The 25,588-nt window shown below is 73.7% G+C and carries 23 protein-coding genes; 17 read left to right on the forward strand and 6 right to left on the reverse strand.

From position 1 onward, the window contains the following. Nucleotides 1-164 precede the first annotated feature (164 nt). The 9 genes from hpnC (at nucleotide 165) to ACFY00_RS28485 (ending at nucleotide 11,749) form a co-directional block, all read left to right on the forward strand. Entirely contained in the window at nucleotides 165-1,091 is a 927-nt protein-coding gene (hpnC, locus tag ACFY00_RS28445; protein WP_388034470.1) for a squalene synthase HpnC, read from the forward strand. A 41-nt stretch (nucleotides 1,092-1,132) separates the two neighbouring features. After that, nucleotides 1,133-1,990, forward strand: coding sequence for a presqualene diphosphate synthase HpnD (gene hpnD / locus ACFY00_RS28450; RefSeq protein ID WP_388034558.1), 858 nt, complete (start codon nucleotides 1,133-1,135; stop codon nucleotides 1,988-1,990). 94 nt (nucleotides 1,991-2,084) lie between these two features. Continuing rightward, nucleotides 2,085-3,482 carry a hydroxysqualene dehydroxylase HpnE gene (gene hpnE, locus ACFY00_RS28455; protein ID WP_388034472.1) on the forward strand — a complete coding sequence of 466 codons (1,398 nt, stop codon included), beginning with the start codon at nucleotides 2,085-2,087 and terminating at the stop codon, nucleotides 3,480-3,482. Beyond that, the gene (locus ACFY00_RS28460) at nucleotides 3,479-4,642 is read left to right on the forward strand and encodes a polyprenyl synthetase family protein (protein WP_388034474.1); all 1,164 of its coding nucleotides are present in this window, start codon (nucleotides 3,479-3,481) and stop codon (nucleotides 4,640-4,642) included. Before hpnE ends, ACFY00_RS28460 begins: the two co-directional genes overlap by 4 nt. Nucleotides 4,643-4,649: 7 nt before the next feature. Next, the gene (gene shc / locus ACFY00_RS28465) at nucleotides 4,650-6,608 is read left to right on the forward strand and encodes a squalene--hopene cyclase (protein WP_388034476.1); all 1,959 of its coding nucleotides are present in this window, start codon (nucleotides 4,650-4,652) and stop codon (nucleotides 6,606-6,608) included. Further along, complete coding sequence (locus ACFY00_RS28470; protein WP_388034478.1) at nucleotides 6,605-7,273, forward strand: 1-hydroxy-2-methyl-2-butenyl 4-diphosphate reductase; 669 nt, start codon at nucleotides 6,605-6,607, stop codon at nucleotides 7,271-7,273. Before shc ends, ACFY00_RS28470 begins: the two co-directional genes overlap by 4 nt. 3 nt (nucleotides 7,274-7,276) lie before the next feature. After that, on the forward strand, nucleotides 7,277-8,302 hold the full coding sequence (gene hpnH, locus ACFY00_RS28475; protein WP_388034480.1) for an adenosyl-hopene transferase HpnH: 1,026 nt from the start codon (nucleotides 7,277-7,279) through the stop codon (nucleotides 8,300-8,302). A gap of 107 nt (nucleotides 8,303-8,409) precedes the next feature. After that, nucleotides 8,410-10,335, forward strand: a complete 1,926-nt coding sequence (dxs, locus tag ACFY00_RS28480) for a 1-deoxy-D-xylulose-5-phosphate synthase (protein WP_388034482.1) — start codon at nucleotides 8,410-8,412, stop codon at nucleotides 10,333-10,335. Between the two features lie 22 nt (nucleotides 10,336-10,357). Next, nucleotides 10,358-11,749, forward strand: a complete 1,392-nt coding sequence (locus ACFY00_RS28485) for an aspartate aminotransferase family protein (RefSeq protein ID WP_388034484.1) — start codon at nucleotides 10,358-10,360, stop codon at nucleotides 11,747-11,749. A gap of 8 nt (nucleotides 11,750-11,757) precedes the next feature. Here ACFY00_RS28485 and ACFY00_RS28490 read toward each other — a convergent pair whose 3' ends face one another. The 4 genes from ACFY00_RS28490 to fabG all read right to left on the reverse strand — a co-directional run bounded on the left by ACFY00_RS28490 (nucleotide 11,758) and on the right by fabG (nucleotide 14,645). Beyond that, entirely contained in the window at nucleotides 11,758-12,033 is a 276-nt protein-coding gene (locus ACFY00_RS28490) for a DUF6343 family protein (protein WP_380328922.1), read from the reverse strand. 96 nt (nucleotides 12,034-12,129) lie between these two features. Beyond that, nucleotides 12,130-13,050 (reverse strand): phosphatase PAP2 family protein, encoded by a 921-nt coding sequence (locus ACFY00_RS28495; RefSeq protein ID WP_388034486.1) that lies wholly within the window; start codon nucleotides 13,048-13,050, stop codon nucleotides 12,130-12,132. Between the two features lie 454 nt (nucleotides 13,051-13,504). After that, entirely contained in the window at nucleotides 13,505-13,696 is a 192-nt protein-coding gene (locus tag ACFY00_RS28500; RefSeq protein ID WP_388034488.1) for a hypothetical protein, read from the reverse strand. A gap of 163 nt (nucleotides 13,697-13,859) precedes the next feature. Continuing rightward, nucleotides 13,860-14,645 carry a 3-oxoacyl-ACP reductase FabG gene (gene fabG / locus ACFY00_RS28505; RefSeq protein ID WP_388034490.1) on the reverse strand — a complete coding sequence of 262 codons (786 nt, stop codon included), beginning with the start codon at nucleotides 14,643-14,645 and terminating at the stop codon, nucleotides 13,860-13,862. Nucleotides 14,646-15,152: 507 nt separating this feature from the next. On the opposite strand from fabG, the gene ACFY00_RS28510 reads away from it, so the two are divergent. After that, nucleotides 15,153-15,953, forward strand: coding sequence for a MarR family winged helix-turn-helix transcriptional regulator (locus ACFY00_RS28510; protein WP_388034492.1), 801 nt, complete (start codon nucleotides 15,153-15,155; stop codon nucleotides 15,951-15,953). Nucleotides 15,954-16,140: 187 nt separating this feature from the next. On the opposite strand, the gene ACFY00_RS28515 is transcribed toward ACFY00_RS28510, so the two are convergent. Then, a complete protein-coding gene (locus tag ACFY00_RS28515) occupies nucleotides 16,141-17,016 on the reverse strand; it encodes an aldo/keto reductase (protein WP_388034494.1) in 876 nt (291 codons plus the stop codon). A 371-nt stretch (nucleotides 17,017-17,387) separates the two neighbouring features. Here ACFY00_RS28515 and ACFY00_RS28520 point away from each other — a divergent pair, with 371 nt between their 5' ends. Both ACFY00_RS28520 and ACFY00_RS28525 read left to right on the forward strand, forming a co-directional pair. Next, the gene (locus ACFY00_RS28520; protein WP_388034496.1) at nucleotides 17,388-19,274 is read left to right on the forward strand and encodes an ABC transporter transmembrane domain-containing protein; all 1,887 of its coding nucleotides are present in this window, start codon (nucleotides 17,388-17,390) and stop codon (nucleotides 19,272-19,274) included. A 103-nt stretch (nucleotides 19,275-19,377) separates the two neighbouring features. Then, nucleotides 19,378-21,147 (forward strand): ABC transporter ATP-binding protein, encoded by a 1,770-nt coding sequence (locus ACFY00_RS28525; RefSeq protein ID WP_388034498.1) that lies wholly within the window; start codon nucleotides 19,378-19,380, stop codon nucleotides 21,145-21,147. A 74-nt stretch (nucleotides 21,148-21,221) separates the two neighbouring features. Here ACFY00_RS28525 and ACFY00_RS28530 read toward each other — a convergent pair whose 3' ends face one another. Then, entirely contained in the window at nucleotides 21,222-21,851 is a 630-nt protein-coding gene (locus ACFY00_RS28530; protein ID WP_388034500.1) for a YbhB/YbcL family Raf kinase inhibitor-like protein, read from the reverse strand. 194 nt (nucleotides 21,852-22,045) lie between these two features. Here ACFY00_RS28530 and ACFY00_RS28535 point away from each other — a divergent pair, with 194 nt between their 5' ends. The 5 genes from ACFY00_RS28535 (at nucleotide 22,046) to ACFY00_RS28555 (ending at nucleotide 25,561) form a co-directional block, all read left to right on the forward strand. Beyond that, complete coding sequence (locus tag ACFY00_RS28535) at nucleotides 22,046-22,294, forward strand: LapA family protein (RefSeq protein WP_388034502.1); 249 nt, start codon at nucleotides 22,046-22,048, stop codon at nucleotides 22,292-22,294. Nucleotides 22,295-22,371: 77 nt separating this feature from the next. Further along, on the forward strand, nucleotides 22,372-23,100 hold the full coding sequence (locus ACFY00_RS28540) for an amino acid ABC transporter ATP-binding protein (RefSeq protein ID WP_388034560.1): 729 nt from the start codon (nucleotides 22,372-22,374) through the stop codon (nucleotides 23,098-23,100). A gap of 1 nt (nucleotide 23,101) precedes the next feature. Further along, nucleotides 23,102-24,013, forward strand: a complete 912-nt coding sequence (locus ACFY00_RS28545; RefSeq protein ID WP_388034504.1) for a glutamate ABC transporter substrate-binding protein — start codon at nucleotides 23,102-23,104, stop codon at nucleotides 24,011-24,013. 14 nt (nucleotides 24,014-24,027) lie between these two features. After that, on the forward strand, nucleotides 24,028-24,672 hold the full coding sequence (locus tag ACFY00_RS28550) for an amino acid ABC transporter permease (protein ID WP_388034506.1): 645 nt from the start codon (nucleotides 24,028-24,030) through the stop codon (nucleotides 24,670-24,672). A 31-nt stretch (nucleotides 24,673-24,703) separates the two neighbouring features. Then, nucleotides 24,704-25,561, forward strand: coding sequence for an amino acid ABC transporter permease (locus ACFY00_RS28555; protein WP_388034508.1), 858 nt, complete (start codon nucleotides 24,704-24,706; stop codon nucleotides 25,559-25,561). Nucleotides 25,562-25,588: the final 27 nt, after the last annotated feature.

Below are 25,588 nucleotides of genomic sequence, written 5' to 3' on the forward strand. Positions count from 1 at the left end.
AGGGCCGGTGCGCGGGGAGCGGATCCCCGGGCACCGGCCCTGCGCCGTGCGGCGGGTGAAGGGGAGTCGACGGATGCGTGTCCGTGGCGCGGAGGCGGCGCGGCCCGGTGTAGAACGGGGGAGTGACGGCAGTGTCGGATTCAACTAAGTCGGATAACCAGACAATGGCGGCGACGCTGGACAAGGCCGACCTGGAGAACTTCCCGGTCGCCCCCGGCTTCCTGCCCGCCGCCTGGCGCGGCGACCTGATGACGGTCTACGGCTACGCCCGCCTGGTCGACGACGCGGGCGACGGCGACCTCGCCGACCCGGCCGCCGTCGCCCGGCTGCTGGACGTCCCGGGCGGCCCCGGGGACGCGGGCTTCCGGCTCGCCCTGCTGGACGGCCTGGAGCGCGACCTCGACCGCGCCTTCGCCACCGCCCTCGGCGACGACCGGGCCCCGCACGGCACCGTCCTGGGCACCGACCCCGGCGAGCCCCGGCACCCGCTGGTGCGCCGCCTCGTCCCGCTGATCGAGCGGCACGCCGTCACCCCCGAGCCGTTCCGCCGCCTGATCGAGGCCAACCGGGTGGACCAGACCACCACCCGCTACCCGACCTACGCGGACCTGCGCCACTACTGCACCCTCTCCGCCGACCCGGTCGGCCGCCTGGTGCTCGCCCTGGCCGGCCGCGCCACCCCCGACCGGATCGAGCTCTCCGACGCCATCTGCACCGCGCTGCAGATCGTCGAGCACCTGCAGGACGTCGCCGAGGACCTGCGGCGCGGCCGTATCTACCTCCCGCTGGAGGACCTCGCCTCCTTCGGCGTCACCGAGGACGACCTCGCCGCCGCCACCGCCTCCCGCGGCGTGCGCCAGCTGATCGCCTGGGAGGCGAGCCGGGCCCGGACCCTGCTCGACCGCGGCGCACCGCTGGTGGGTACGGTTCACGGGAGGCTCCGACTGCTGCTGGCGGGATTCACCGCCGGCGGGTACGCGGCCCTGGACGCCGTCGAGGCGGCCGGGTTCGACGTGCTCGCGCACCGGGCGAAGCCCGACAAGCGCCGCCTGGCCGGCCGGGCGGCGGCACTCTTCGCGAAGGGAAGGTGAGCGCCCGCGTGGGGGCATCACCACTGGCGTCCGCGCCGGTCATGGCGGCCTACCGGTACTGCGAGGCGGTCACCGCCCTGCAGGCCCGCAACTTCAGCTACGGCATCCGGCTGCTGCCCGAGGCCAAGCGACTGGCGATGTCGGCGCTCTACGCGCTGGCCCGCCGGGTCGACGACATCGGCGACGGCGAACTGCCCGCCGAACAGAAGACCGAGGCGCTGGCCCGCACCCGCGCCCTGCTGGACGAGGTCCGCGCGGGCGCGGTCGGCGAGGACGACACCGACCCGATCAAGGTCGCCCTGGCGGACGCGGCCCGCCGCTTCCCGATCCCGCTCGGCGGCTTCGACGAGCTGATCGACGGCGTCGAGATGGACCTCAAGGGCGTCGAGTACGCCACCTTCGAGGAGCTCAAGGTCTACTGCCGCTGCGTGGCCGGCTCGATCGGGCGGCTCTCGCTGGGCGTCTACGGCTGCGAGGACCGGGAGCGCGGCGCCGAGTACGCCGACACCCTGGGCTTGGCCCTGCAGCTCACCAACATCCTGCGCGACCTGCGCGAGGACGCCCTGAACGGCCGCACCTACCTGCCCACCGAGGACCTGGTCCGGTTCGGCTGCCAGCAGGGCTTCGCCCTCCCCACCCTCCCGGTGGGCGCCGACTTCACCGGCCTGGTCGCCTTCGAGGCCGAACGCGCCCAGGCCGCCTTCGAGGAGGGCCTGCGCCTGCTGCCGATGCTCGACCGCCGCAGCCGCGCCGCCACCGCCGCGATGGCGGGCATCTACCACCGCCTGCTCGGCCGGATCGCCGCCGACCCGCACTCGGTGCTCCGCGGCCGGGTCTCGCTGCCCGGCTGGGAGAAGGCGTACGTGGCGCTGTCCGGGCTCGCCGGAGGGCGTTCTTGATTCTCGCGCCAGTTCTGTCACGCTGTGTCAACGGGGAATCACGACGCATGCGCACGTTGTTGTGCCCACCGTCCACTGCCGTCCGGGAGGGCCGATGAGCACGCCGACAGCGCCGCGCGAGCGCACCGCCGTGGTGGTCGGCGGCGGCCTGGCCGGCATCACCGCCGCCCTCCGCCTCGCCGACGCCGGGGTGCGCACCACCCTGCTGGAGGCCCGTCCCCGGCTCGGCGGCCTGGCCTTCTCCTTCAAGCGCGGCGAACTGACCGTGGACAACGGCCAGCACGTCTACCTGCGCTGCTGCACCGCCTACCGCGGCCTGGTCGACCGGCTCGGCGCGGGCGCCCTGGTCGACCTCCAGCCCCGGCTGGACGTGCCGGTGCTCTCCGTCGCCGCCGACGGCACCCGCCGCCTCGGCCGACTGCGCCGCGCCGACCTGCCCGTCCCGCTGCACCTGGCCGGCAGCCTCGCCACCTACCGGCACCTGTCCCCGGCCGACCGGCTGCGGGTGGTGCGCGGCGCGCTCGCCCTGCAGCGGCTCGACCTCACCGACCCGGCGCTGGACGACCTCTCCTTCGGCGAGTGGCTGCGCCGGCACGGCCAGACCCCCGCCACGGTGGCCGCCGTCTGGGACCTCGTCGGCGTGGCCACCCTGAACGCCACCGCCGACCGCACCTCGATGGCGCTGGCCGCGATGGTCTTCAAGACCGGCCTGCTCTCCGAGCCGGGCGCCGCCGACATCGGCATGGCCAACGTCCCGCTCGGCGGGATCCACCACGACCGGGCCGCGGCCGAGCTGGAGCGGGCCGGGGTGCGGGTGCTGCTGCGCACCAGGGCCGTCGAGCTGAAGGCCGCCGAGCAGAACGCCGTCCGGCTGGAGGGCGGCGAGCTGCTCACCGCCGACACCGTGGTGCTGGCCGGCGCCCAGGACGCCGCGGCCGCCCTGCTGCCGCCCGGCGCCCTCCCCGAGCAGCACCGGCTGGCCGACTTCGGCACCGCCCCGATCCTCAACGTGCACGTGGTCTACGACCGGCCGCTGATCCGCCGCCCGTTCTTCGCGGCGCTCGGCTCCCCGGTGCAGTTCGTCTTCGACCGCACCCGGCACTCCGGCCTGGCCGTCCCCGGCGCCCAGTACCTGGCCGTCTCGCAGTCCGCCGTCGAGGACGAGATCGACCTGCCGGTCGCCGAGCTGCGCGCCCGCTACCTGCCGGAGCTGGAGCGGCTGCTGCCCGCCGCCCGCGGCGCCCGGGTGCTGGACTTCTTCGTCACCCGGGAGCGCACCGCGACCTTCGACCCGGCGCCCGGCACCGCCGCCCTGCGCCCCGGCGCGCGCACCGGGGCGCCCGGCGTCCTGCTCGCGGGGTCCTGGACGGCCACCGGTTGGCCAGCGACCATGGAGGGTGCGGTGCGCAGCGGTCACGCGGCGGCCGACGCCGCCCTGGCCGGCCACGGCCGGCTCCCGGTCGACCGGGGGGACGGGCGGTGGCCCCGATGACGCCGAGCCCCCACCCCCCGACCACCGACACCACAACCGTCCGACCGCCCGCCGCGGCCGGACGGACGCACCGAGAGGGAACGCACGTGGAGGCACGCACCGGCTCGACGGTCGAGGACACCCCGACCGTCCTCGACCTGCTGGCGCGCGGACGCACGCTCTGCACGCCGCCGATGCGTGCGGCCGTCGCCCGTTTGGCGGCACCGATGGACACCGTCGCCGCCTACCACTTCGGCTGGATCGACCGGGACGGCAAGCCCGCCGCCGGCGACGGCGGCAAGGCCGTGCGCCCGGCGCTGGCCCTGCTGTCGGCCGAAGCGGTGGGCGCGGACGCGCAGGCGGGCGTACCCGGCGGCGTGTCGGTCGAGCTGGTGCACAATTTCTCCCTCCTCCATGATGACCTGATGGACGGTGACGAGACGCGCAGGCACCGGGCCACCGCCTGGACGGTGTTCGGTCCGGCGCAGGCCGTGCTGGTCGGCGACGCACTGGCCACCCTCGGCACCGAGGTCCTGCTGGACGCCGCGGTGACCGGCGGGGCCGACCCGGCGGACGCCGCCCGCGCCGTCCGCCTGATCACCACCGCCACCCGGCGGCTGATCGACGGCCAGGCGCTGGACGTCTCCTTCGAGCAGCGCGACGCGGTGACGGTCGAGGAGTGCCTGGCCATGGAGGGCGGCAAGACCGGCGCCCTGCTGGCGGCCTCGGCGGCGATCGGCGCGGTGCTGGCCGGCGCCGACGACCGGGTGTCCGACGCGCTCCAGCGGTACGGCTACCACCTGGGCCTCGCGTTCCAGGCGGTGGACGACCTGCTGGGCATCTGGGGCGCCACCGAAGTGACCGGAAAGCCGCACTGGAGCGACCTCCAGTCGCGGAAGAAGTCGCTGCCGGTGTGCGCCGCGCTGGCCGAGGGGGGCACCGCCTCCCGCGAGCTGGCCGCACAGCTGGCCGACCCGACCGGCCGCGGCGAGGAGAGCGAGCAGGTGCTCGCCGCCCGCGCCGCGCTGATCGAGCAGGCCGGCGGCCGGGCCTGGACGCAGGAAGAGGCCCGCCGCCAGTACGACACCGCCCTCGCCGCCCTCGGCGAGGTGCCCATGGCCGACGAGGTGCGCGAGCACTTCGTCGCACTCGCCGAATTCGTGGTGGTCAGAGAGAGGTGACGTAAGAGTGACAGCAACCGCGGGTGGAAGGCTCGGACCCCAAACCTCAGTTGCAGTAGCACGATCTGACGATTCCTCACCAGCGGCGGCGCTCAGCCGCGCCACCGCACACCTGCTGTCACTCCAGCACGCCGACGGCTGGTGGAAGGGCGACCTGGAGACCAACGTCACCATGGACGCCGAAGACCTGCTGCTCAGGGAGTTCCTGGGCATCCGCACCGAGGAGCAGACCCGGGCCACCGCGGCCTGGATCCGCTCCCGGCAGCGGGAGGACGGCACCTGGGCCACCTTCCACGGCGGCCCGCCCGAGCTCTCCACCACCGTCGAGGCGTACGTGGCCCTCCGGCTCGCCGGGGACGCCGCGGACGCCCCGCACATGCGGGCCGCCGCCGCCTTCGTCCGCGAGCGCGGCGGCATCGCCGCGAGCCGGGTGTTCACCCGGATCTGGCTCGCCCTGTTCGGCTGGTGGCCCTGGGAGCAGCTCCCCGAGCTGCCGCCCGAGGTGCTGTTCCTGCCCAGCTGGGCGCCGCTGAACATCTACTCCTTCGGCCAGTGGGCCCGGCAGACCATCGTCCCGCTCACCGTGGTCTCCGCGCACCGCCCGGTCCGCCCCGCCCCGTTCGGCCTCACCGAGCTGCACACCGACCCGGCCGACCCGTACCCGCGGCGGCCGCTCGCCCCGCCGCACACCTGGGACGGCCTGTTCCAGCGGCTCGACCAGCTAATGCACCGCTACCACCGGCACGCCATCAAGCCGTTGCGCCGCCTGGCCCTGCGGCAGGCCGCCGCCTGGATCGTCGAACGGCAGGAGGCCGACGGCTGCTGGGGCGGCATCCAACCGCCCGCCGTCTACTCGCTGATCGCGCTGCGGCTGCTCGGCTACCGGCTCGACCACCCCGTGATGAAGGCCGGACTCGCCGCCTTCGACTCCTTCACCGTCCACACCGAGGACGGCAAGCGCTGGCTGGAGGCCTGCCAGTCCCCGGTCTGGGACACCTGCCTGGCCGCCATCGCGCTGCGCGACGCCGGACTGCCCGGCGACCACCCGGCCCTGGTCCGGGCCGGCAGCTGGATGCTCGGCGAGGAGGTCACCACCCGCGGCGACTGGGCCGTCAAGCGCCCCCGGCTGGCCCCCGGCGGCTGGGCCTTCGAGTTCGAGAACGACACCTACCCGGACGTGGACGACACCGCCGAGGTGGTCCTCGCGCTGCGCCGGATCGACCACCCCGACCGCGAGCGGCTGGACGGCGCCGTCGAGCGGGCCGTCCGGTGGAACCTCGGCATGCAGTCCAAGGACGGCGCCTGGGGGGCGTTCGACGCCGACAACACCAGCAAGCTCCCCAACAAGCTGCCGTTCTGCGACTTCGGCGAGGTCATCGACCCGCCCTCGGCCGACGTCACCGCGCACGTGGTGGAGATGCTCGCCGAGACCGGCCGCCTCCGGGACCTGCGCACCCGGCGCGGCGTCATCTGGCTGCTGCGCCACCAGGAGGCCGACGGCTCCTGGTTCGGCCGCTGGGGCACCAACTACATCTACGGCACCGGCTCGGTGGTGCCCGCGCTGATCGCCGCCGGGGTCAACCGGAACCACTCCTCGATCCGCCGGGCCGTCGCCTGGCTGACCGACCGGCAGAACCCGGACGGCGGCTGGGGCGAGGACATGCGCTCCTACGAGGACCCGGCCACCTGGGCCGGCCGCGGCGAGTCCACCGCCTCGCAGACCGCCTGGGCGCTGATGGCGCTGCTCGCCGCCGGGGAGCGCGACTCCGCGGCGGTCGAGCGCGGCGTCGGCTGGCTCACCGCCACCCAGCGCCCCGACGGGACGTGGGACGAACCGCAGTTCACCGGCACCGGCTTCCCCTGGGACTTCTCCATCAACTACCACCTGTACCGCCTGGTCTTCCCGGTCACCGCGCTCGGCCGCTACGTGCACGACACCCCGCTCGGCCGGGGCGGTGAGAAGTGAACGGGCCGCTGCTGGTGCTGTGCGCGCTCGGGCCGGAGGCCTGGGCGCTGCGCGGCGGCGACTGGTCCGGCGCGGCGGGCGGGCCGCCGGTGCTGGCCCGCACCGGGATGGGCCGCCGGGCCGCCGGGCAGAAGGCCGCCGCGCTGCTGGAAGCGGGCGGTTACGGCGCGCTGCTGGTCGCCGGGTTCGGCGCCGCGGTCGGGCCCGGCGTGCGGCCCGGCGAGGTGATCGTCGCCGACCGGGTCACCGACCCGGAGGGCGGCGACCACCCGCTGGCCTCCGCGTCCGCGCTGGCCACCGCGCTGGAGGAGGCCGGCCTGCGGGCCCACCTCGGCACCCACCGCACCGCCGACCACGTGGTGCGCGGCCCCGAGCGGGCCCGGCTGCACCACGAGGGCGCGCTCGCCGTCGACATGGAGGCCGCCGCCGTCCTCGCCGCCCGCGCCGCGCACGCGCCCGACCTGCCCGCGGCCGTGCTGCGGGTGGTGGTCGACACCCCCGAACGGGAACTGATCCGCCCCGGCACCCTGCCGGCCGGGGTGCGCGCCTGGCGGGCCCTGCGTGCCGCCGTCCCCGCCCTCACCGCGTGGCACCGGCAGGTCGCCGCCACGCCCGCCCAGCAGACGAACCCACAGCCCTCGACGCTCCCCCAGGAGGCGAGCTAAGTCATGGCCATGCCGCTGCGCCAGACCGTCCGCGTGTCCACCTACCTCATGCAGCAGAAGATCAGGGGACGGAAGAAGTTCCCGCTCATCGTCGAGCTGGAGCCGCTGTTCGCCTGCAACCTCAAGTGCGAGGGTTGCGGGAAGATCCAGCACCCCGCGGGCGTCCTCAAGCAGCGGATGCCGGTCGCCCAGGCGGTCGGCGCGGTCCTGGAGTGCGGCGCCCCGATGGTCTCCATCGCCGGGGGCGAGCCGCTCATGCACCCCCAGATCGACGAGATCGTCCGCCAGTTGGTGGCGCGCCGCAAGTACGTCTTCCTGTGCACCAACGCCCTGCTGCTGCGCAAGAAGCTCGACAAGTTCACCCCTTCGCCGTACTTCACCTTCGCCGTCCACATCGACGGCCTCCAGGAGCGGCACGACGCCTCGGTGGCCAAGGAGGGGACGTTCGCCGAGGCCGTCGAGGCGATCAAGGAGGCCAAGCGGCGGGGCTTCCGGGTCACCACCAACTCGACCTTCTTCAACACCGACACCGCGCAGACCGTGGTCGAGGTGCTGGACTTCCTCAACGACGACCTCAAGGTCGACGAGATGATGATCTCCCCGGCCTACGCGTACGAGAAGGCCCCCGACCAGGAGCACTTCCTCGGCGTCGAGCAGACCCGCGAGCTGTTCCGCAAGGCCTTCGCCGGCGGCAACCGGCGGCGCTGGCGGCTCAACCACAGCCCGCTGTTCCTGGACTTCCTGGAGGGCAAGGTCGACTTCGAGTGCACGGCCTGGGGCATCCCCAACTACTCGCTGTTCGGCTGGCAGCGCCCCTGCTACCTGATGTCCGACGGCTACGTCCCCACCTACCGCGAGCTGATCGAGAAGACCGACTGGGACAAGTACGGCCGCGGCCGCGACCCGCGCTGCGACAACTGCATGGCCCACTGCGGGTACGAGCCGACCGCCGTGCTCGCCACCATGGGCTCGCTCAAGGAGTCGATCCGCGCAGCCCGCGAGACCCTCGCCTCGCCCAAGGCCCTCTGACCGCACGTCAGGGCCCGGCGCGGGCGGCCCACGCCGACAGGCGACCGCGCCCGCCGGGCCGCAGGCTGGACACCTACGCACATCGAACCGGCCGTGAGGGGTACGCCATGCCACTGCTGAGCCAGATCACCGGGCCCGCCGACCTCAGACGACTGCACCCCGAGCAGTTGCCGCTGCTCGCCGACGAGATCCGCGACTTCCTGATCGACGCCGTCACCCGCACCGGCGGCCACCTCGGCCCCAACCTCGGCGTGGTCGAACTCAGCATCGCCCTGCACCGGGTCTTCGACTCCCCGCACGACCGCGTCCTGTGGGACACCGGCCACCAGGCCTACGTGCACAAGCTGCTCACCGGCCGGCAGGACTTCAGCCGGCTGCGCGCCAAGGACGGGCTCTCCGGCTACCCCTCGCGCGCCGAGTCCGAGCACGACCTGATCGAGAACTCGCACGCCTCCACCGCCCTCGGCTACGCCGACGGCATCGCCAAGGCCAACCAGCTGCTCGGCGTGGACCGCTGCACCGTCGCGGTGATCGGCGACGGCGCGCTCACCGGCGGCATGGCCTGGGAGGCGCTCAACAACATCGCCGAGGCCGAGGACCGTCCGCTGGTCATCGTCGTCAACGACAACGAGCGCTCCTACTCGCCGACCATCGGCGGCCTCGCCCACCACCTCGCCACCCTGCGCACCACCCGCGGCTACGAGCGCTTCCTCGCCTGGGGCAAGGACGCCCTGCAGCGCACCCCCGTGGTCGGCCCGCCGCTGTTCGACGCGCTGCACGGCGCCAAGAAGGGATTCAAGGACGCCTTCGCCCCGCAGGGCATGTTCGAGGACCTCGGCCTGAAGTACCTCGGCCCGATCGACGGCCACGACATCGCCGCCGTCGAGCAGGCGCTGCGCCAGGCCCGGCACTTCGGCGGGCCGGTCATCGTGCACTGCCTGACCGTCAAGGGCCGCGGCTACCGGCCCGCCGAGCAGGACGAGGCCGACCGCTTCCACGCGGTGGGCCCGATCGACCCGTACACCTGCCTGCCGGTCTCGCCGTCCGCGGGCGCCTCCTGGACGTCCGTGTTCGGCCAGGAGATGCTCGCCCTCGGCGCCGAGCGCCCCGACCTGGTCGCCGTCACCGCCGCGATGCTGCACCCCGTCGGGCTCGGGCCGTTCGCGGCCGCCCACCCCGGGCGGACCTTCGACGTCGGGATCGCCGAGCAGCACGCCGTCGCCTCCGCCGCGGGCCTGGCCACCGGGGGGCTGCACCCCGTCGTCGCGGTGTACGCGACCTTCCTGAACCGGGCCTTCGACCAGGTCCTGATGGACGTGGCGCTGCACCGGCTCGGCGTCACCTTCGTGCTCGACCGGGCCGGGGTCACCGGCAACGACGGGGCCTCGCACAACGGCATGTGGGACATGTCGATCCTGCAGGTCGTCCCCGGGCTGCGGCTGGCCGCCCCGCGCGACGCCGACCGGCTGCGCGAGCAGCTCCGGGAGGCCGTCGCCGTCGAGGACGCCCCCACCGTGGTGCGCTTCCCCAAGGGCGACCTCGGCCCCGACGTCCCGGCGATCGAGCGGATCGGCGGCGTCGACGTGCTGGCCCGCACGGGGCCCAGCCCCGACGTGCTGCTGGTCGCCGTCGGCTCGATGGCGCCCGCCTGCCTGGACGCCGCCGCGCTGCTCGCCGCCGACGGCATCACCGCCACCGTCGTCGACCCGCGCTGGGTCAAGCCGGTCGACCCCGCGCTGGTCGCGCTGGCCGCCGCGCACCGGATGGTGGTCACCGTCGAGGACAACGGGCGGGCCGGCGGCGTCGGTTCCGCGATCGCCCAGGCCATGCGGGACGCCGAGGTCGACACCCCGCTGCGCGACCTGGGCATCCCGCAGGAGTTCCTGGCGCACGCCTCGCGCGGTGAGATCCTCGAGGAGGTCGGCCTCACCGGCACCGGCGTCGCCGCCCAGACCGCCGCCTACGCCCGCCGCCTGCTGCCCGGCACGCGGAGCGGCGCCCAGGAGTACCGGCCCAGGGTGCCGCGCAAGTAGTCACCGATTGGAGCGAACCAGCGTGACCCAGGCCGAACCGCTCGACCTCGCCGCCCTGCTCGACGCCCGGGGCGGCGAGCGTTACGAGCTGCACGCCCGCTACCTCAACCCGCAGCTGCCCCGGATGCTGCACACCATCGGCTTCGACCGGTACTACGAACGCGCCAAGGGCCCGTACTTCTACGACGCCGAGGGCAACGAGTACCTCGACATGCTCGCCGGGTTCGGCATCTTCGCGCTCGGCCGCCACCACCCCGCCGTCCGGGCCGCGATCGAGCAGGTGATGGAGCTGGAGACGGCCGACCTGACCCGCTTCGACTGCTCCCCGCTGCCCGGCCTGCTCGCCGAGCAGCTGATCGCCCGCGCCCCCGGCCTGGACCGGGTGTTCTTCGGCAACAGCGGCACCGAGGCGGTCGAGACGGCGCTGAAGTTCGCCCGCTACGCCACCGGCAGGCGCCGCGTCCTGTACTGCGACCACGCCTTCCACGGCCTCACCGCGGGCTCGCTCTCGGTCAACGGCGAGGGCGGCTTCCGCAAGGGCTTCGACCCGCTGCTGCCCGACACCGCGATCCCGCTCGGCGACCTGGACGCGCTGCGCAAGGAGCTGAAGAAGGGCGACGTCGCGGCGCTGATCGTCGAGCCGATCCAGGGCAAGGGCGTGCTCGCCCCGCCGCCCGGCTGGCTGGCCGCCGCCCAGGAGCTGCTGCACGCGCACAAGGCGCTGCTGATCTGCGACGAGGTGCAGACCGGCGTCGGCCGCACCGGCACCTTCTTCGCCTACCAGGCCGAGGAGGACGTCGACCCCGACCTGGTGTGCGCGGCCAAGGCGCTCTCCGGCGGGTACGTGCCGATCGGGGCGACGCTCGGCAAGTCGTGGATCTTCGAGAAGGTGTACTCCTCGATGGACCGCGTCCTGGTGCACTCCGCCAGCTTCGGCTCCAACGCCCAGGCGATGGCCGCGGGCCTGGCCACCCTGCACGTGATGCGGCAGGAGGGCGTGGTGGAGAACGCCGCGAGGGTCGGCGAGCTGTTCCGGTCCCGGCTGGCGGCGCTGACCGAGCGGTACGAGCTGCTCGCCGAGGTGCGCGGACGCGGGCTGATGATCGGCATCGAGTTCGGCCGCCCCAGGTCGCTCAAGCTGCGCACCGGCTGGACGGCGCTGCAGGCCGCCCGCAAGGGCCTGTTCGCGCAGATGGTGGTCGTCCCGCTGCTGCAGCGGCACCGGATCCTCACCCAGGTCTCCGGCGACCACCTGGAGGTGATCAAGCTGATCCCGCCGCTGATCGTCACCGAGAAGGAGGTCGACCGCTTCGTGGACGCCTTCACCGAGGTGATGGACGACGCCCACCGCGGCAGCGGCCTGATGTGGGACTTCGGCCGCACCCTGGTCAAGCAGGCGGTCGGCTCGCGGTAGTCAGCCGGTCACAGCTCGGTGCGGCGGCGGCGCACCACCACCCACAGGTCCGCCGCCGCCACCAGGGTCAGCACCCCGCAGCCCACCGCGAACACCACCAGCGTCCCGCTGCCGGGCGCGCCGTCCGCGGGGGCCAGCGCGGCCCACACCGCGAAGCCCGCCGTGCACAGCGCGAAGAACGGCAGGAACAGCACCGACAGCAGGAACCGCAGCTTCAGGTCACTGCGCGCGGTGGCCGGCTCCGTCCCGCTCAGCCACACCTTCGGCGTCCTGGCACGCCGCATACGCAACCGCCTCCCTCGTACCCTTTCCAGACTAGGACTGTTCGGGCGACGGGGAGGCGGGGCGATGGACGAGGACCGCGGGGACCGGTTGGACGACTACCCGGGGCTGCCGGTGGAGCCGGCCCGGGCGCTGGCCGCCGAGCGGGGCTGGCGCACCGTGCGGGTGCTGGCGCCGGAGGCGCTGCTGACCATGGAGTACCGCTCCGACCGGCTCAACCTGACGGTGCGGGACGGCGTGGTGGAGCGGGCCTGGGCGGGCTGAGGGCGGACCGGCAGCGGGCGCGCGGGCCATTGCGGGCGGGGCGCCGCCACCGGGCGCGGCCGGGGCGCGGCGGCGGTCGGGCGGGCGAAGCGGCCCTCCCGGTGCCAGGCCGCCAGCACCCGCCGGTCCAGCGCGGCGACGGCCGGTTCGGCCAGCGGCAGCGAGAGCAGCACCAGCGCGCCCGCCGCCCAGCCCGCGAACACGTCCGAGATCCAGTGGGTGCCCAGGTAGACGGTGGTCAGCCCGATCGAGGCCGCGGTGAGCGCGGCCAGCGCGGCACCGGTGCGCCGCCAGCGGGTCGCCAGGTACGCCAGGACGCCCCAGGTGACCACGGCGTTCGCGGTGTGCCCGGAGGGGAAGATGCTGCCGCCGGAGAACAGCTCGGGCGAGCCCACGTAGTGCGCGTAGTGCGGCCCCAGCCGACCGGTCAGGATCTTCACCCCGCCGACCGTGACGTTCAGCAGCAGCAGCGCCATGCCCATCACCAGCAGCGGCCGCGCCGAGTGCGAGCGGTAGCAGCGCCAGCCCAGCCACAGGCAGGCCGCGATCGCGGTCGGGCCGCGCTGTCCCGCGATCACCCAGATGTCCAGGTACGGCAGCGCGCCGGGCCACTGCTTGTACGGGCGCAACTGCTGCAGCGACCAGTCCAGGTCGACCAGCGGGGAGTCGTACAGGATGGCCAGCACCACCGCCAGGTAGAGCAGCCCGACCAGGCCGAAGAGCAGGGCGTGCCGCCTACTGATCGACGGGAGCACGGAATCGGTCGTTCCGGTGCGGGAATCGTGACCGGAACGGACCGGAACCGTGCGCGATTCGGTCGATATCTGCTGCTCGGGAGATTCGGGCTTGGCTGGCACGGCTTCGACATTACCGGTCCGCCCCAGGATGCCCGGGCTATTCCGTGGATCTGTCACCCGCCGGTGACGTGTCGTCCCCCGTTTCTCCATAGGGGCAGTTCAGGGCGGGAACGGTGGTGCGGGGAAGGGGGCGGGGAGTGGGGGAAATCACGCTCCCCGGGCGCGCCGGTGAGCGCCATTCCGGCGGTTTCTCCAATTGCCCCCGGGGTAGTGCGGGGACGAATGAGGCGGTCGATTTCCCGTGACCCGGGTCACTTCCGGGTCGCTCCGGGGAAATCGACCGCCTCGCCCGCGGCCCCGTTCGGCCGCAGCGGCAGCCCGACGGCCGGGCCCTTCCGGTCCGGCCCCTCGGTCAGGGCAGCAGGCGTTCGACGGCTGCTGCGCCCTGTTCCTCCAGGTCCTTCCTGGCCTTCTCGATCAGCTCCGGGGTGGGGGTGCGCCCCGAGGCCATCACCAGGTCCTCGGGGTCGACGGGGTTCTCCGCCCCGGTGTGCAGCAGGCTGTCCGGGGTCGGCTTGGACTCGCTGTCCGTGGAATCGGTCATCAAGGTCCTCCGTGGGTGGAGCGCCGGAGTGCCCGGGCCGGCCCCTCCGGCGGGGCGCGCCCGCCGCCGGGTCGGCGGCGGGAGGTCTGCCATCGAGTCTGGACCCGGGCCCGGGGCGGCGCACCACGAACGCGGCGGCGGCGTGTCGCGGCCGCGGCGGCGGTCAGTCGAGCGGGCCGCCCGCGACGTAGATGACCTGGCCGGAGACGAAGCCCGCGCCCTCGGAGGCCAGGAAGGAGATGGTGTGCGCGATGTCCTCCGGCACGCCGACCCGCTGGACCGGGATGGCGGAGGCGGCGGCCTGCTTGAACGCCTCGAACTCCATGCCGACCCGGGCCGCGGTGGCCGCGGTCATGTCGGTGGCGATGAAGCCGGGGGCGACCGCGTTGGCGGTGATGCCGAACTTGCCGAGCTCGATGGCCAGGGTCTTGGTGAAGCCCTGCAGGCCGGCCTTGGCGGCCGAGTAGTTGGCCTGGCCGCGGTTGCCCTGGGCGGAGGACGAGGACAGGTTGACGATCCGTCCGAAACCGGCCGCCACCATGTGCTTCTGCACCGCGCGGGTCATCAGGAAGGCGCCCTTGAGGTGGACGGCCATCACGGTGTCCCAGTCCGACTCGGACATCTTGAACAGCAGGTTGTCGCGCAGCACGCCCGCGTTGTTCACCAGCACCACGGGGGTGCCGAGCTCGGCGGCGATCCGCTCCACCGCGGCCTCCACCTGCTCCGCGTTCGACACGTCCGCGCCGACCGCCAGGGCGCGGCCGCCCGCGGCCTCGATCGCCTCGGCGGTGCCCTTGGCGGTGGACTCCTCCAGGTCGACCACGGCGACGGCGTAACCGTCCGCGGCCAGCCGGAGCGCGGTGGCCGCACCGATCCCGCGGGCCGCACCCGTCACCACGGCCACCCGCGTCGGAGCGGGGGCGGTCACGGAGGTGCTCTGCTCGGTCATCTTCGTACTCGTCTCTCTCGAAGTCGGACGACGGGACCGGCGCGGGCCGGTGACCCGTGGATGAGAAATAAATGAGTTGCGCAGGGCGCAGCGCGGCAACCTTACCGATGAGTAGGATTTCCGGCCAGGGGTAGCGCCGCAGGTGACAGAGGGTGAGGGCGAAAAGCGGCCGGGCGGGTGAACCGGGTTGGGCGTGGTCCCGACATACGGGGGAAATATGCCAACTTCGCCGATCCTGCGACTACTCTGCGCCCCTACCTGCCGGTCCAGGCCGACCGTTTGTATAGTGTGCGCCAGCAGCCACCGGCTGCACGGCCGACGCGTCCTCTCTCACAGCGGGATGCTCACTCGCCGTTACTGCCCCGCTCGGGTGTCCCACACACACCCGGGCGTGACACCGGGACGGATTTCATGGTGCTGGGGGAGATCCCGACAACCCGCGTGCCCGGCCGACTGCAGCAGTCGCCCGGACACCTCATCCGCGTGGCCCAGCAGGTACACACCCGCTTGTGGTCCGAATACGTCGGTACCGAGCTGACGGCCCCGCAGTTCGCGGTGCTGCTGGTACTGGCCCTGGAGCCCGGAGCCGACCAGCGCACGGTCGGCGAACGGGCCTCGCTCGACAAGGCGACGATGGCCGAGATGGTCGCCCGGCTGGTCCGGCGGGGCCTGGTGCTCCGCCGCAGGGACCCGGCCGACGGCCGGCGCAAGCTGCTGGCGCTCTCGCAGAACGGCGCTCAGGCCGTCCGCGAGGCGACCGGCGGCGTGGTCCGGGTCCAGCGGACCCTGTTCGAGCCGCTGAGCCCGGACGAGCAGCTGGAGATCGTCCGGATCATGGCGCGGATAGCCCGGCTGGAGCCGGGGGCGGTCGCCGTGATGGCGGACGCCCGGCCGACGCTGGACGCCCAGCGTGCCATCGGCTACCTGATCCGGGTTGCCCAGCAGGTGCACACCAAGCTCTGGTCGGAGAAGGTCGGCACCGAGCTGACGGCTCCTCAGTACGCGGTGCTGGACGCGCTGGAGACCGAACCGGGCGCCGACCAGCGCACGGTCGGCGAGCTCGCCTCGCTCGACAAGGCGACGATGGCCGAGATGGTCAGCCGACTGGTCCGGCGCGGCCTGGTGCTGCGCCGCCGCGACCCCTCGGACGGGCGCCGCAACCTGCTCTCGCTCTCCCCGACCGGCCAGGAGCTGCTGCACCGCTCCACCGCCGGGGTCCGCGAGGTCCAGGAGGCGCTGCTGGCTCCGCTGGAGCCGCACGAGCACGTGCAGGCGCTGGCGCTGCTCGCCAAGACGGCCCGGCTGTAACGATTCTGCACAGCGTCGCCCGGTGCCCGGGCGGCGATCGCGCTCCGGCCGGGCGGCACCGGCGGGCGCACGGGAAGGGGCCGACACCCGGGCGGGTGTCGGCCCCTTCCGTCGTGCTTCCCGTTCCCGGGAAGGTGGTTGACGGATCGTCAACCGCGCTGCGCCGGACGGGCCCGGCGGGCGGGGGTCAGTTCCAGTCGAAGTCGGCCGGGTCCGGGCCGATCCGCCGACCGGTGGCGATGCCCGCGACGGCCGCCAGGTCCTCGGCGTCCAGCTCGAAGCCCGTGACGTCCAGGTTCTCCCGGATCCGGGCGGGGGTGACCGACTTCGGGATGGCGATCACGCCGGACTGCAGGTGCCAGCGCAGCACCACCTGGGCGGCCGTGCGGCCGTGCTTGGCGGCGATCGCCAGCAGGGCGGGCTCGGCCAGCAGGTCCTTGCCCTGGCCCAGCGGGCTCCACGCCTCGGTGGCGATGCCGTGCTCGGCGTGCAGGGCGCGCAGCTCCTCCTGCGGGAAGTACGGGTGCAGCTCGATCTGGTTGAGGACCGGCTTCACCTCGGCCTCCGCCAGCAGCAGTTGCAGGTCCGGCGCGCGGAAGTTGGAGACGCCGATCGCCCGGACCCGGCCCTCGGCGTGCAGCTGCTCGAAGGCGCGCCAGATGTTGAGGAAGGCGTTGCCGTGCATCGGGCGCGGCCAGTGGATCAGGTACAGGTCCAGGACGTCCAGGCCGAGGCGGCCGAGCGACTCGTCGAAGGTGCGCAGCACCCGGTCGCGGCCCTGCTCGCCGGACCAGTCGACGGTGCCCGAGTTCCACAGCTTGGTGGTCACGAACAGCTCGTCGCGGGCCACGCCGGACTCGGCGATCGCCTGGCCGGTGCCCTTCTCGTTCTCGTAGATCTCGGCGGTGTCGACCGAGCGGTAACCGGCCTCCAGGGCCGTGCGCACCGCGGGGACGGCCTCCGCGTCCGGCACCTGCCAGACGCCGAAGCCGAGCTGCGGGATCCGCACGCCGTTGTTCAGCGTGATCGTGGGGACGGGGGGTGCTGCGGGGGTGCTGGTCACGGGAAGGGGCGCCCTTCGTTTGTGCTTCTGCTGCCGGTGTTTCCGGTGGTTCTGGTGCTTCCGGAGCGGTGGCAACGGTGGGGAACACCAACTTATTCCCGCGGTCAGGGAGTTCCCCGGAACGAATGAAAGCGGGCGGAGTCGGCGGCCGGATCGGGCCGATCCGCCGGAAAACCTGTTGCGTGCGTCACACCGCGACGGTCAGGCTCGCCGCATGTGACGAGCCGACCACGCCTGCGCCGCGCACCTCCGACGCGCCGGGCCCCACCGGGCCCGGCCGACGCGCCCCGCCGTGCTCCGCCGTGTCCGGCGGGCCGGGGCCGTCCAGCCGTCCCCGCCCCTGCCCCGTCCCATCCCGCAACGGAGCGACCATGCCGCTCGTCCCCCTGCCGCTGCCCGACCCCGGCAGCCCCGACCTCAGCTCCCCGCTCGGCTTCCTGCGCTGGCTGGGCCGTGCCCAGCGCCGCGGCCAGGTGCTCGCCACGCTGTGGAGCACGCTGGAGCTCGGCTCGATGGCCGCGCTCCCCGTCGCGATCGGCCGCGGCGTCCAGGCCGTCGTCGACCACGACACCCGCGCCCTGCTGACGGCCGGGCTGTTCGCCCTGCTGCTGGCCGCCGTGCAGACCACGATGACGGTGCTGGTGCACCGTCAGGTGGTGTGGAACTGGATCCAGGCGGCCTCCCAGGTCCGCCAGTTGGTGGCCCGTCAGGCCTCCGCGCTGGGCGGCGGGCTGAGCCGGCGGATCGCCACCGGCGAGATCGTCGCCGTCTCCAGCGGCGACGTCGAGAAGATCGGCTGGTACGTCGAGCTCACCGCCCGGCTGTACGGCGCGGTGCTGGCCTGGCTCGGCGTCAGCACCGTGGTGCTGTGGCGGCAGCCCGGCCTCGGCCTGGCCGTGCTGCTCGGCGTGCCGGTGCTGGCCGCCGCGGTGTGGCCGCTGCTCGGGCCGTTCGAACGGCGGTACACCGAGCAGCGGGCGCTCGGCGGCAAGGCCTCCGAGCTGGCGGCCGACACGGTGGCCGGGCTGCGGGTGCTGCGCGGCATCGGCGGCGAGGAGCTGTTCCTGCGCCGGTACCGGGCCGCCTCCCAGCGGGTCCGCGCCGCGGCCGTCCGCACCGCCCGCACCTGGGCGGTGATGCAGGCCCAAGAGGTGCTGCTGCCGGGCCTGTTCGTCATCGGCGTCACCTGGTACGGCGCCCGGCTCGCCCTCGACGGGGCGATCGGCGTCGGCGAACTGATCGCCGTCTACGGCGCCACCGCCTTCCTCGCCGCCCCGCTGCGGGTCATCGGCGAGGCCGCGCACGCCTGGAGCGTCGCCCGGGTCTCCGCCGGGCGGGCCGTCAAGGTGCTCTCGCTGACCAGGGACGACGCCCCGGCGGACGGCGTTCAGGCGGAGGGCGCGGCGGCGGACGGGGCGGCGGGCGCTGCTGCCGACGGGGCGGAGCTGGTGCGCCGGGCCTCCCGGTCGGACCTGCACGACCCGGTCAGCGGGCTGACCGCCCGGGCCGGTCGGCTGACCGCCGTCGTCTGCGGGGACCCGGACGCGGCGGGCGAGTTGGCGGCCCGGCTCGGCGGGTGGCCCGTGCTCGCCGAGGGGGAGGCGGCCAAACCCTCCGCCCGGCTCGGCGGGGTCGCACTGGACGGGGTGCCGCTGGCCACCGCCCGGGCCGCGGTGCTGGTCCACGACAAGGAGCCGGTGCTGCTCTCCGGCACCCTCGCCGAACTGCTCGACGTCCCCCGCTCCGGCCGGGTCGACCCCGCCGAGGCGCTGGCCGCCGCCCGCGCGCAGGACGCGCTGGAGGCGCTCGTCGACGGCTCGCCCGAGTGCGCGGGGGACCCGATGGGGGCCCGGATCACCGAACGCGGCCGCTCGCTCTCCGGCGGTCAGCGCCAACGCCTGGCCCTGGCCCGGTCGTTGGTGGCCGACCCGCCGGTGCTGGTGCTGGACGAACCGACCAGCGCGGTCGACGCCCACACCGAGTCGCGGATCGCCGCGGGCCTGCGCGAACTGCGCTCCGGGCGCACCACGGTGGTCTTCGCCACCAGCCCGCTGCTGCTCGACCAGGCCGACACCGTCCTGCTGCTCCAGCAGGGCCGGGTGGCCGCCAGCGGCACCCACCGCGAGCTGATGACCGGCGAGCCGCGCTACCGGGCCGTCGTCACCCGGGACGAGAACGAGCCGGTGGCGGGGGCCGGTCCGGTGGCCCGCCCGGCCGCCGACCCGGTGGGCTCGGGGCTGGCGGGGGGTGCCGAGTGACCGGGCGCCCGCACACCCGCCGGGGTACCGGCCCGAGCCCGGGCCCGGGCCGTGGTCGAAGTCGTAGCTGTCGTCGTAGTCGTAGTCGTCGAAGGAGTGCGCTGTGAAGCCCCCGAAGATCCACGAGCAGGGGCCGGTCACCACGCTGCCGGTCGGCTCCCCCGCGGCCGTGCGGGCCTACGGGCGGATGCTGCTGCGGCGGCACCGCGGCGGCCTGGCGGGGATGGTGGTCCTGCACGGGACGGCGACGGTGGCGGGGCTGGTCGGGCCCGCGGTGCTCGGGTCGCTGGTGGAGTCGCTGGCCACCGAGGGCGGCGGGCGGGTCGCCGTCGCGATCGGGTGGTACCTGGCCGCGCTGGTGGTGCAGTCGGTGTTCACCGGGCTGTCGCTGCTGCGCGGCAGCGTGCTCGGCGAGGAGGTGCTGGCCGACCTGCGGGAGGACTTCCTGGTCCGCTCGGTGGCGCTGCCGCTCGGCGTGCTGGAGCGGGCCGGGACGGGCGACCTGGTCTCCCGGGGCACCACCGACATCGACCGGCTGGCCCGTTCGGTGCGCGACGCGGTGCCCGAACTGGTGGTCGCCCTGGTCTCGGTGGTCCTCGTGCTCGGCGCCCTGGTGGTGACCTCCCCGCTGCTGGCCGCCACCGCCGTGCTCGGCCTGCCGCTGCTGTTCTTCACCTCCCGGTGGTACTTCCGGCGGGCCCCGCAGTCCTACCGCAACGAGTCGGCCGGGTACGCGGCGGTCAACACCGCGCTCGCCGAGACGGTCGACGCGGGGCGGACGGTCGAGGCGCTGCGGCTCGGCGACCGGCGGGTGGAGCTGACGGACCGGAAGATCCGCGAGTGGATCTCCTGGGAGCGGTACACCCTGTGGCTGCGCAGCGTCTGGTTCCCCACCGTGGACGGCACCTACGCGCTGGCCGTGCTCGGCACCCTGGTGCTGGGCGGCCTGTTCGCCCTGCACGGCTGGGTCAGCCCGGGCCGGCTGACCACCGGCGTGCTGTACGCCCAGGCCCTGGTGCACCCGGTCTCCCGGATCCTGCGCTGGTACGACGAACTGCAGATCGGGCAGACCTCGCTGGCCCGGCTGGTCGGCGTCCGCGAGGTCGCCGCGCCGGAGACCGACGCGGCGCTGCGCCCGGACGGCCGCCGGGTCGAGGCCCAGCAGGTCAGCTTCGGCTACCGCGAAGGGGCGGACGTGCTGCGCGACATCACGCTGGACGTCGAGCCGGGCAGCCGGGTCGCCCTGGTCGGCCCGTCGGGGGCGGGCAAGTCGACGCTGGGGCGGCTGCTGGCGGGCATCTACGCGCCGGGCCGGGGCCGGGTCACGCTCGGCGGGGCGCAGCTGTCGCGGATGCCGGCCGAGCGGGTGCGCACCGAGGTCGCGCTGGTCAACCAGGAGCACCACGTCTTCGTCGGCACCCTGCGGGACAACCTGCACCTGGCCCGGGCGGAGGCCGACGACACCGAGCTGCGGGCCGCGCTCGCCGCGGTCGACGCCACGGAGTGGGTGGACGCGCTGCCCGACGGGCTGGACACCGAGGTCGGCTCCGGCGGCACCGCGCTGACGCCCGCCCAGGCCCAGCAGTTGGCGCTGGCCCGGCTGGTGCTGGCCGACCCGCACACCCTGGTGCTGGACGAGGCCACCTCGCTGCTCGACCCGCGGGCGGCCCGGCACCTGGAGCGCTCGCTGTCCCGGGTGCTGGCCGGCCGCACCGTGGTGGCGATCGCGCACCGGCTGCACACCGCGCACGACGCCGACGTGATCGCGGTGGTCGAGCAGGGCCGGATCACCGAGTACGGGTCGCACCCGGAGCTGGTCTCCTCCGGCGGGCCGTACGCGGCGCTCTGGCGCTCCTGGCGGGACGAGGGGTAGCCCCTGCGGTTCCACGGGGGAGCGGGGCCCGCCGCCCCGGCCGCCCGCACGCGGCCGGGGCGGTGCGGGCGGCGTCAGGCGGGCAGCTTGAAGGTGCCGACGATGGTGGTGGCGCCGAGGACGTAGGGCTGGATGGCGCCGGTGACCTGCTCGTACGTCAGCCCCGCGGACGGGAGGGTGGGGGTGGAGAGCGCGTACAGGGTGAAGACGTAGTGGTGGACCTGGCCGGTGGCGGGCGGGCAGGGGCCGCCCCAGCCGACCACCGGCATGCCGTTGGTGTCGAAGCTGTTGGCGCCCTGGGTGTACTGGAGGGCGCCGTGGCCGTCGATCCGGGTCGCGCTGCCGGGGATGTCGTAGAGCACCCAGTGGTGCCAGCCGCCCGCGAGCGGGGCGTCCGGGTCGTTCACCAGCAGGGCGTAACCGAGCGTTCCGGCGGGGGCGTTGCGCCAGTTCAGTCGGGGCGCCAGGTTCTTGCCCTGGCAGGGGGCGCCCTCGGAGCCCGGACCGCCGAACTCCGTCCACTGCGGCAGCTTTCCGCCGTCGCGGAAGTCCGGGCTGGTGAGGGTGAAGGGGGTGGGGCGGGAGGCCCCGGAGGTGACGTCCGCGGTGGAGGCCGGGGCGGCCGCACCGATCAGCGCGCAACTGGCGGCCAGCGCGGCGGCGAGGGCGGCAACGCGGCGTCCGGTTCGGTGAGAGGTGATCAACTTGTCCCCCGTGCAATTGAGTTGACGAACCGTCGTGATGACGGCGAGCGTCAGCCAAGCGGTGTTCCGGCGAGCGGTCAAGGGGGCCGGAGGGGCCGGGGGAGGCCCCGCGGGGCGTGACGCGGACGGGTGAATGGGCGTCGGCGGCGGGGTGGCGAGCCGACCGGTGGACGGGGCGGGCGCAGACTGCGGGGGTGACCAAGACATCAGGTGGTTCCCCGTCGGGCACCCAGCGCGGCGAGATCGCGGGTGTGCCGACCAGGTACATCGGCATCGGCGTCATCGTGGTGCTGGCGATCTGGTTCCTGTTCGCCAACCTGGACAAGGTGAAGATCCAGTTCTGGGTGTTCACCGTGACCTGCCCGCTGTGGATCGCCCTGCTGGCGACGCTGCTCGCCGGGACGGCGCTGGGCTGGCTGCTGAAGGGGCGGCGCGCCAGGTGAGGGCCCCGGGGGAAGGCGCGGGGGAAGGCGCGGGAGAAGGCACCGGGGCAGCCGCGGGGGCGTCGGTCGGGGAGCCGCTGATCGAACTGCGCGGGGTGAACAAGCACTTCGGCCAGTTGCACGTGCTGCAGGACATCGACCTCACGGTGGGCCGGGGCGAGGTGGTGGTGGTGATCGGCCCGTCCGGGTCGGGCAAGTCCACGCTGTGCCGGGCGATCAACCGGCTGGAGACGGTGGAGAGCGGCACCGTCCTGATCGAGGGGCGGCCGCTGCCCGCGGAGGGCAAGGGGCTGGCGAAGCTGCGCGCCGAGGTGGGGATGGTGTTCCAGTCCTTCAACCTGTTCGCGCACAAGACGGTGCTGCAGAACGTCACGCTCGCGCAGGTCAAGGTCCGCAAGCGGGGGAAGGCCGAGGCCGAGGCCAAGGGCCGCCAACTGCTGGAGCGGGTCGGGCTGGCGGCGCACGCGGCCAAGTACCCGGCGCAGCTGTCCGGCGGCCAGCAGCAGCGGGTGGCGATCGCCCGGGCGCTGGCGATGGACCCGAAGGCGCTGCTGTTCGACGAGCCGACCTCCGCGCTCGACCCCGAGATGATCAACGAGGTGCTGGAGGTCATGCGCGCGCTGGCCGCCGAGGGCATGACCATGGTGGTGGTCACCCACGAGATGGGCTTCGCCCGCTCGGCCGCCAACCGCGTGGTGTTCATGGCGGACGGGCGGATCGTCGAGGACCGTGCCCCCGAGGAGTTCTTCGCGGACCCGCGCAGCGAACGGGCCCGGGACTTCCTCTCCAAGATCCTGAAGCACTGAGGTGGTCCGGGTGAGGAGACACGTCGCGCCCCTGCTGGCGGTGCTCGCCGTGCTGGCGGGCCTCTCCGGCTGCGGCAAGGAGGGCACCCCGCCGCCGAAGGGCCCGCAGGCGGGCGCGCTGCCGAGCTACCAGGTGCGCGGCAGCGACACCGTCACCGGCTCGCCGACCCTGGACGCGGCCCGCTCGCGCGGCCACCTGGTGGTCGGCGCCAAGGAGGACCAGCCGTACCTGGGGCAGAAGAACCCGGCCACCGGCGAGTACGCCGGCTTCGACATCGAGATCGCCAGGATGGTCGGCGCCGACCTGGGCTTCGCCCCCGACCGGATCGAGTTCCGCACCATCGCCTCCGCCAACCGCGAGACGGCGCTGCAGAACGGGCAGGTCGACTACTACGTGGGCACCTACACCATCAACGACAACCGCAAGAAGCTGGTCGGCTTCGCCGGGCCGTACTTCATCGCCGGGCAGTCCCTGCTGGTGCGCAAGAACGAGACGAAGATCGACGGCCCGCAGGACCTGGCCGGGCGGAAGGTCTGCTCGGCGGCCGGGGCGACCCCGTACCAGCGGATCCAGAAGGACTACCCGCAGGCCAAGTTGATCGGCTACGACACCTACTCGGCCTGCGTGGACAACCTGATCACCGGCCAGGTCGACGCGGTGACCACCGACAACGCGATCCTGCAGGGCTACGCGGCGAAGGTGCCCGAGGAGTTGAAGATCGCCGGGCAGCCGTTCTCCACCGAGCCGTACGGGATCGGCGTGCCGAAGGGCGACACCGTGCTGCGGCTGGCGCTGGACGACGCGCTGCAGCGGCACGAGCAGAACGGCGACTGGAAGAAGGCGTACGAGGCGACGCTCGGCCTGTCCGGGGTGCCCGCGCCCGAGCCGCCGGCCATCGACCGGTACCAGTAGGAGGGAGGAGGACGGTGCACGTCCTGACCGACAATTGGTCCACGTACTGGCACGGGTTCCTCGGCACGCTGCGGCTGACCCTGGTGAGCGCGGCGCTGGCGCTGGTGCTCGGGGTGGTGGTCGCGGGGTTCCGGGTGTCGCCGGTGAAGCCGCTGCGGGCGTTCGGGACCGGGTGGGTGACGGTGCTGCGGAACACGCCGCTGACGCTGCTGTTCTTCATCGTGGTGCTGGGGCTGCCCCGGTTCGACATCACGCTGCCGTTCTTCACCTTCGCGGTGCTGGCGCTGGGCTGCTACACCTCGGCGTTCGTCTGCGAGACGCTGCGCTCCGGGGTGAACACGGTGCCGGTCGGGCAGGGCGAGGCGGCCCGCAGCCTGGGGCTGACGTTCACCCAGACGCTGGGCCTGGTGGTCCTGCCGCAGGCGTACCGGGCGGTGGTGGCCCCGCTGGGCAGCGTGATGATCGCGCTGGCGAAGAACACCGCGATCGCGGGCTCGTTCAGCGTGGTCGAACTGCTCGGCACCTACCGCACCCTCAACGAGCTGGGCTACGGCATCGTCTGGACCTTCGTCTGGATCGCGGTGGGCTACCTGGTCCTGACGCTGGCGATCAGCGCCCTGTTCAACCTGCTGGAGCGACGGGTGGCGGTGTCCCGATGACGGAGCCGTCCCCGATGACGGAGGTGTTCCGATGACGGTGGAGTCCTCCGCGCTGTACGACGTGCCCGGCCCGAAGGCGCTGGCCCGGCACCGGCTGTACGGCTGGCTGTCGCTGCTGGTGATCGCCGCCGTGGTCGGCTGGGTGGTCTACATGCTGTTCCACACCCAGCAGTTCACGTACCAGAAGTGGATGCCCTTCGAGTACCAGGGCGTCCAGGAGCTGCTGCTGCGCGGCCTGGGCAACACCCTGAAGGCCTTCGGCTGGACGGTCCTGTTCGCCCTCCCCTTCGGCGCGCTGTTCGCCGCCGGGCGGCTCTCCGACCACCGGGCGGTGCGCTGGGTGTGCACCCTGGTGGTGGAGTTCTTCCGGGCGATGCCGCTGCTGGTGATGATCTTCTTCATCTTCGTGGCGCTCAAGGCGCCGCCGATGTGGGCGCTGGTCGCCGGACTGACGCTGTACAACGGTTCGGTGCTGGCCGAGGTGTTCCGGGCCGGGGTGCTCGCGGTGCCCAAGGGGCAGAAGGAGGCGGCGTACGCGCTGGGGCTGCGCAAGACCCAGGTGATGGCGTACGTGCTGGTGCCGCAGGCGAACCGGGCGATGCTGCCGACCATCGTCAGCCAGCTGGTGGTGGCACTGAAGGACACCTCGCTGGGGTTCCTGATCACCTACGAGGAGTTCCTGCACGCCGGGAAGCTGATCGCCACCAACCTCGACTACGACCTGCCGTTCATCCCCGTGGTGATGGTGATCGCCCCGGTCTACATCGGCATGTGTCTGCTGCTGTCCTGGTTCGCCAAGTGGCTGGAGCGGCGCGGGCGGCGCGACCCGAAGGTGAAGGGCGGGGCGCCGATCGCCCCGGCCGGGGTGACGCCCGATCCGCAGGGGTAGCCGACGGTGACCGGCCGGGTCGGTTAG

The sequence above is a fragment of the Kitasatospora sp. NPDC001540 genome, from assembly GCF_042894345.1.
Taxonomy (GTDB): domain Bacteria; phylum Actinomycetota; class Actinomycetes; order Streptomycetales; family Streptomycetaceae; genus Kitasatospora; species Kitasatospora phosalacinea_C.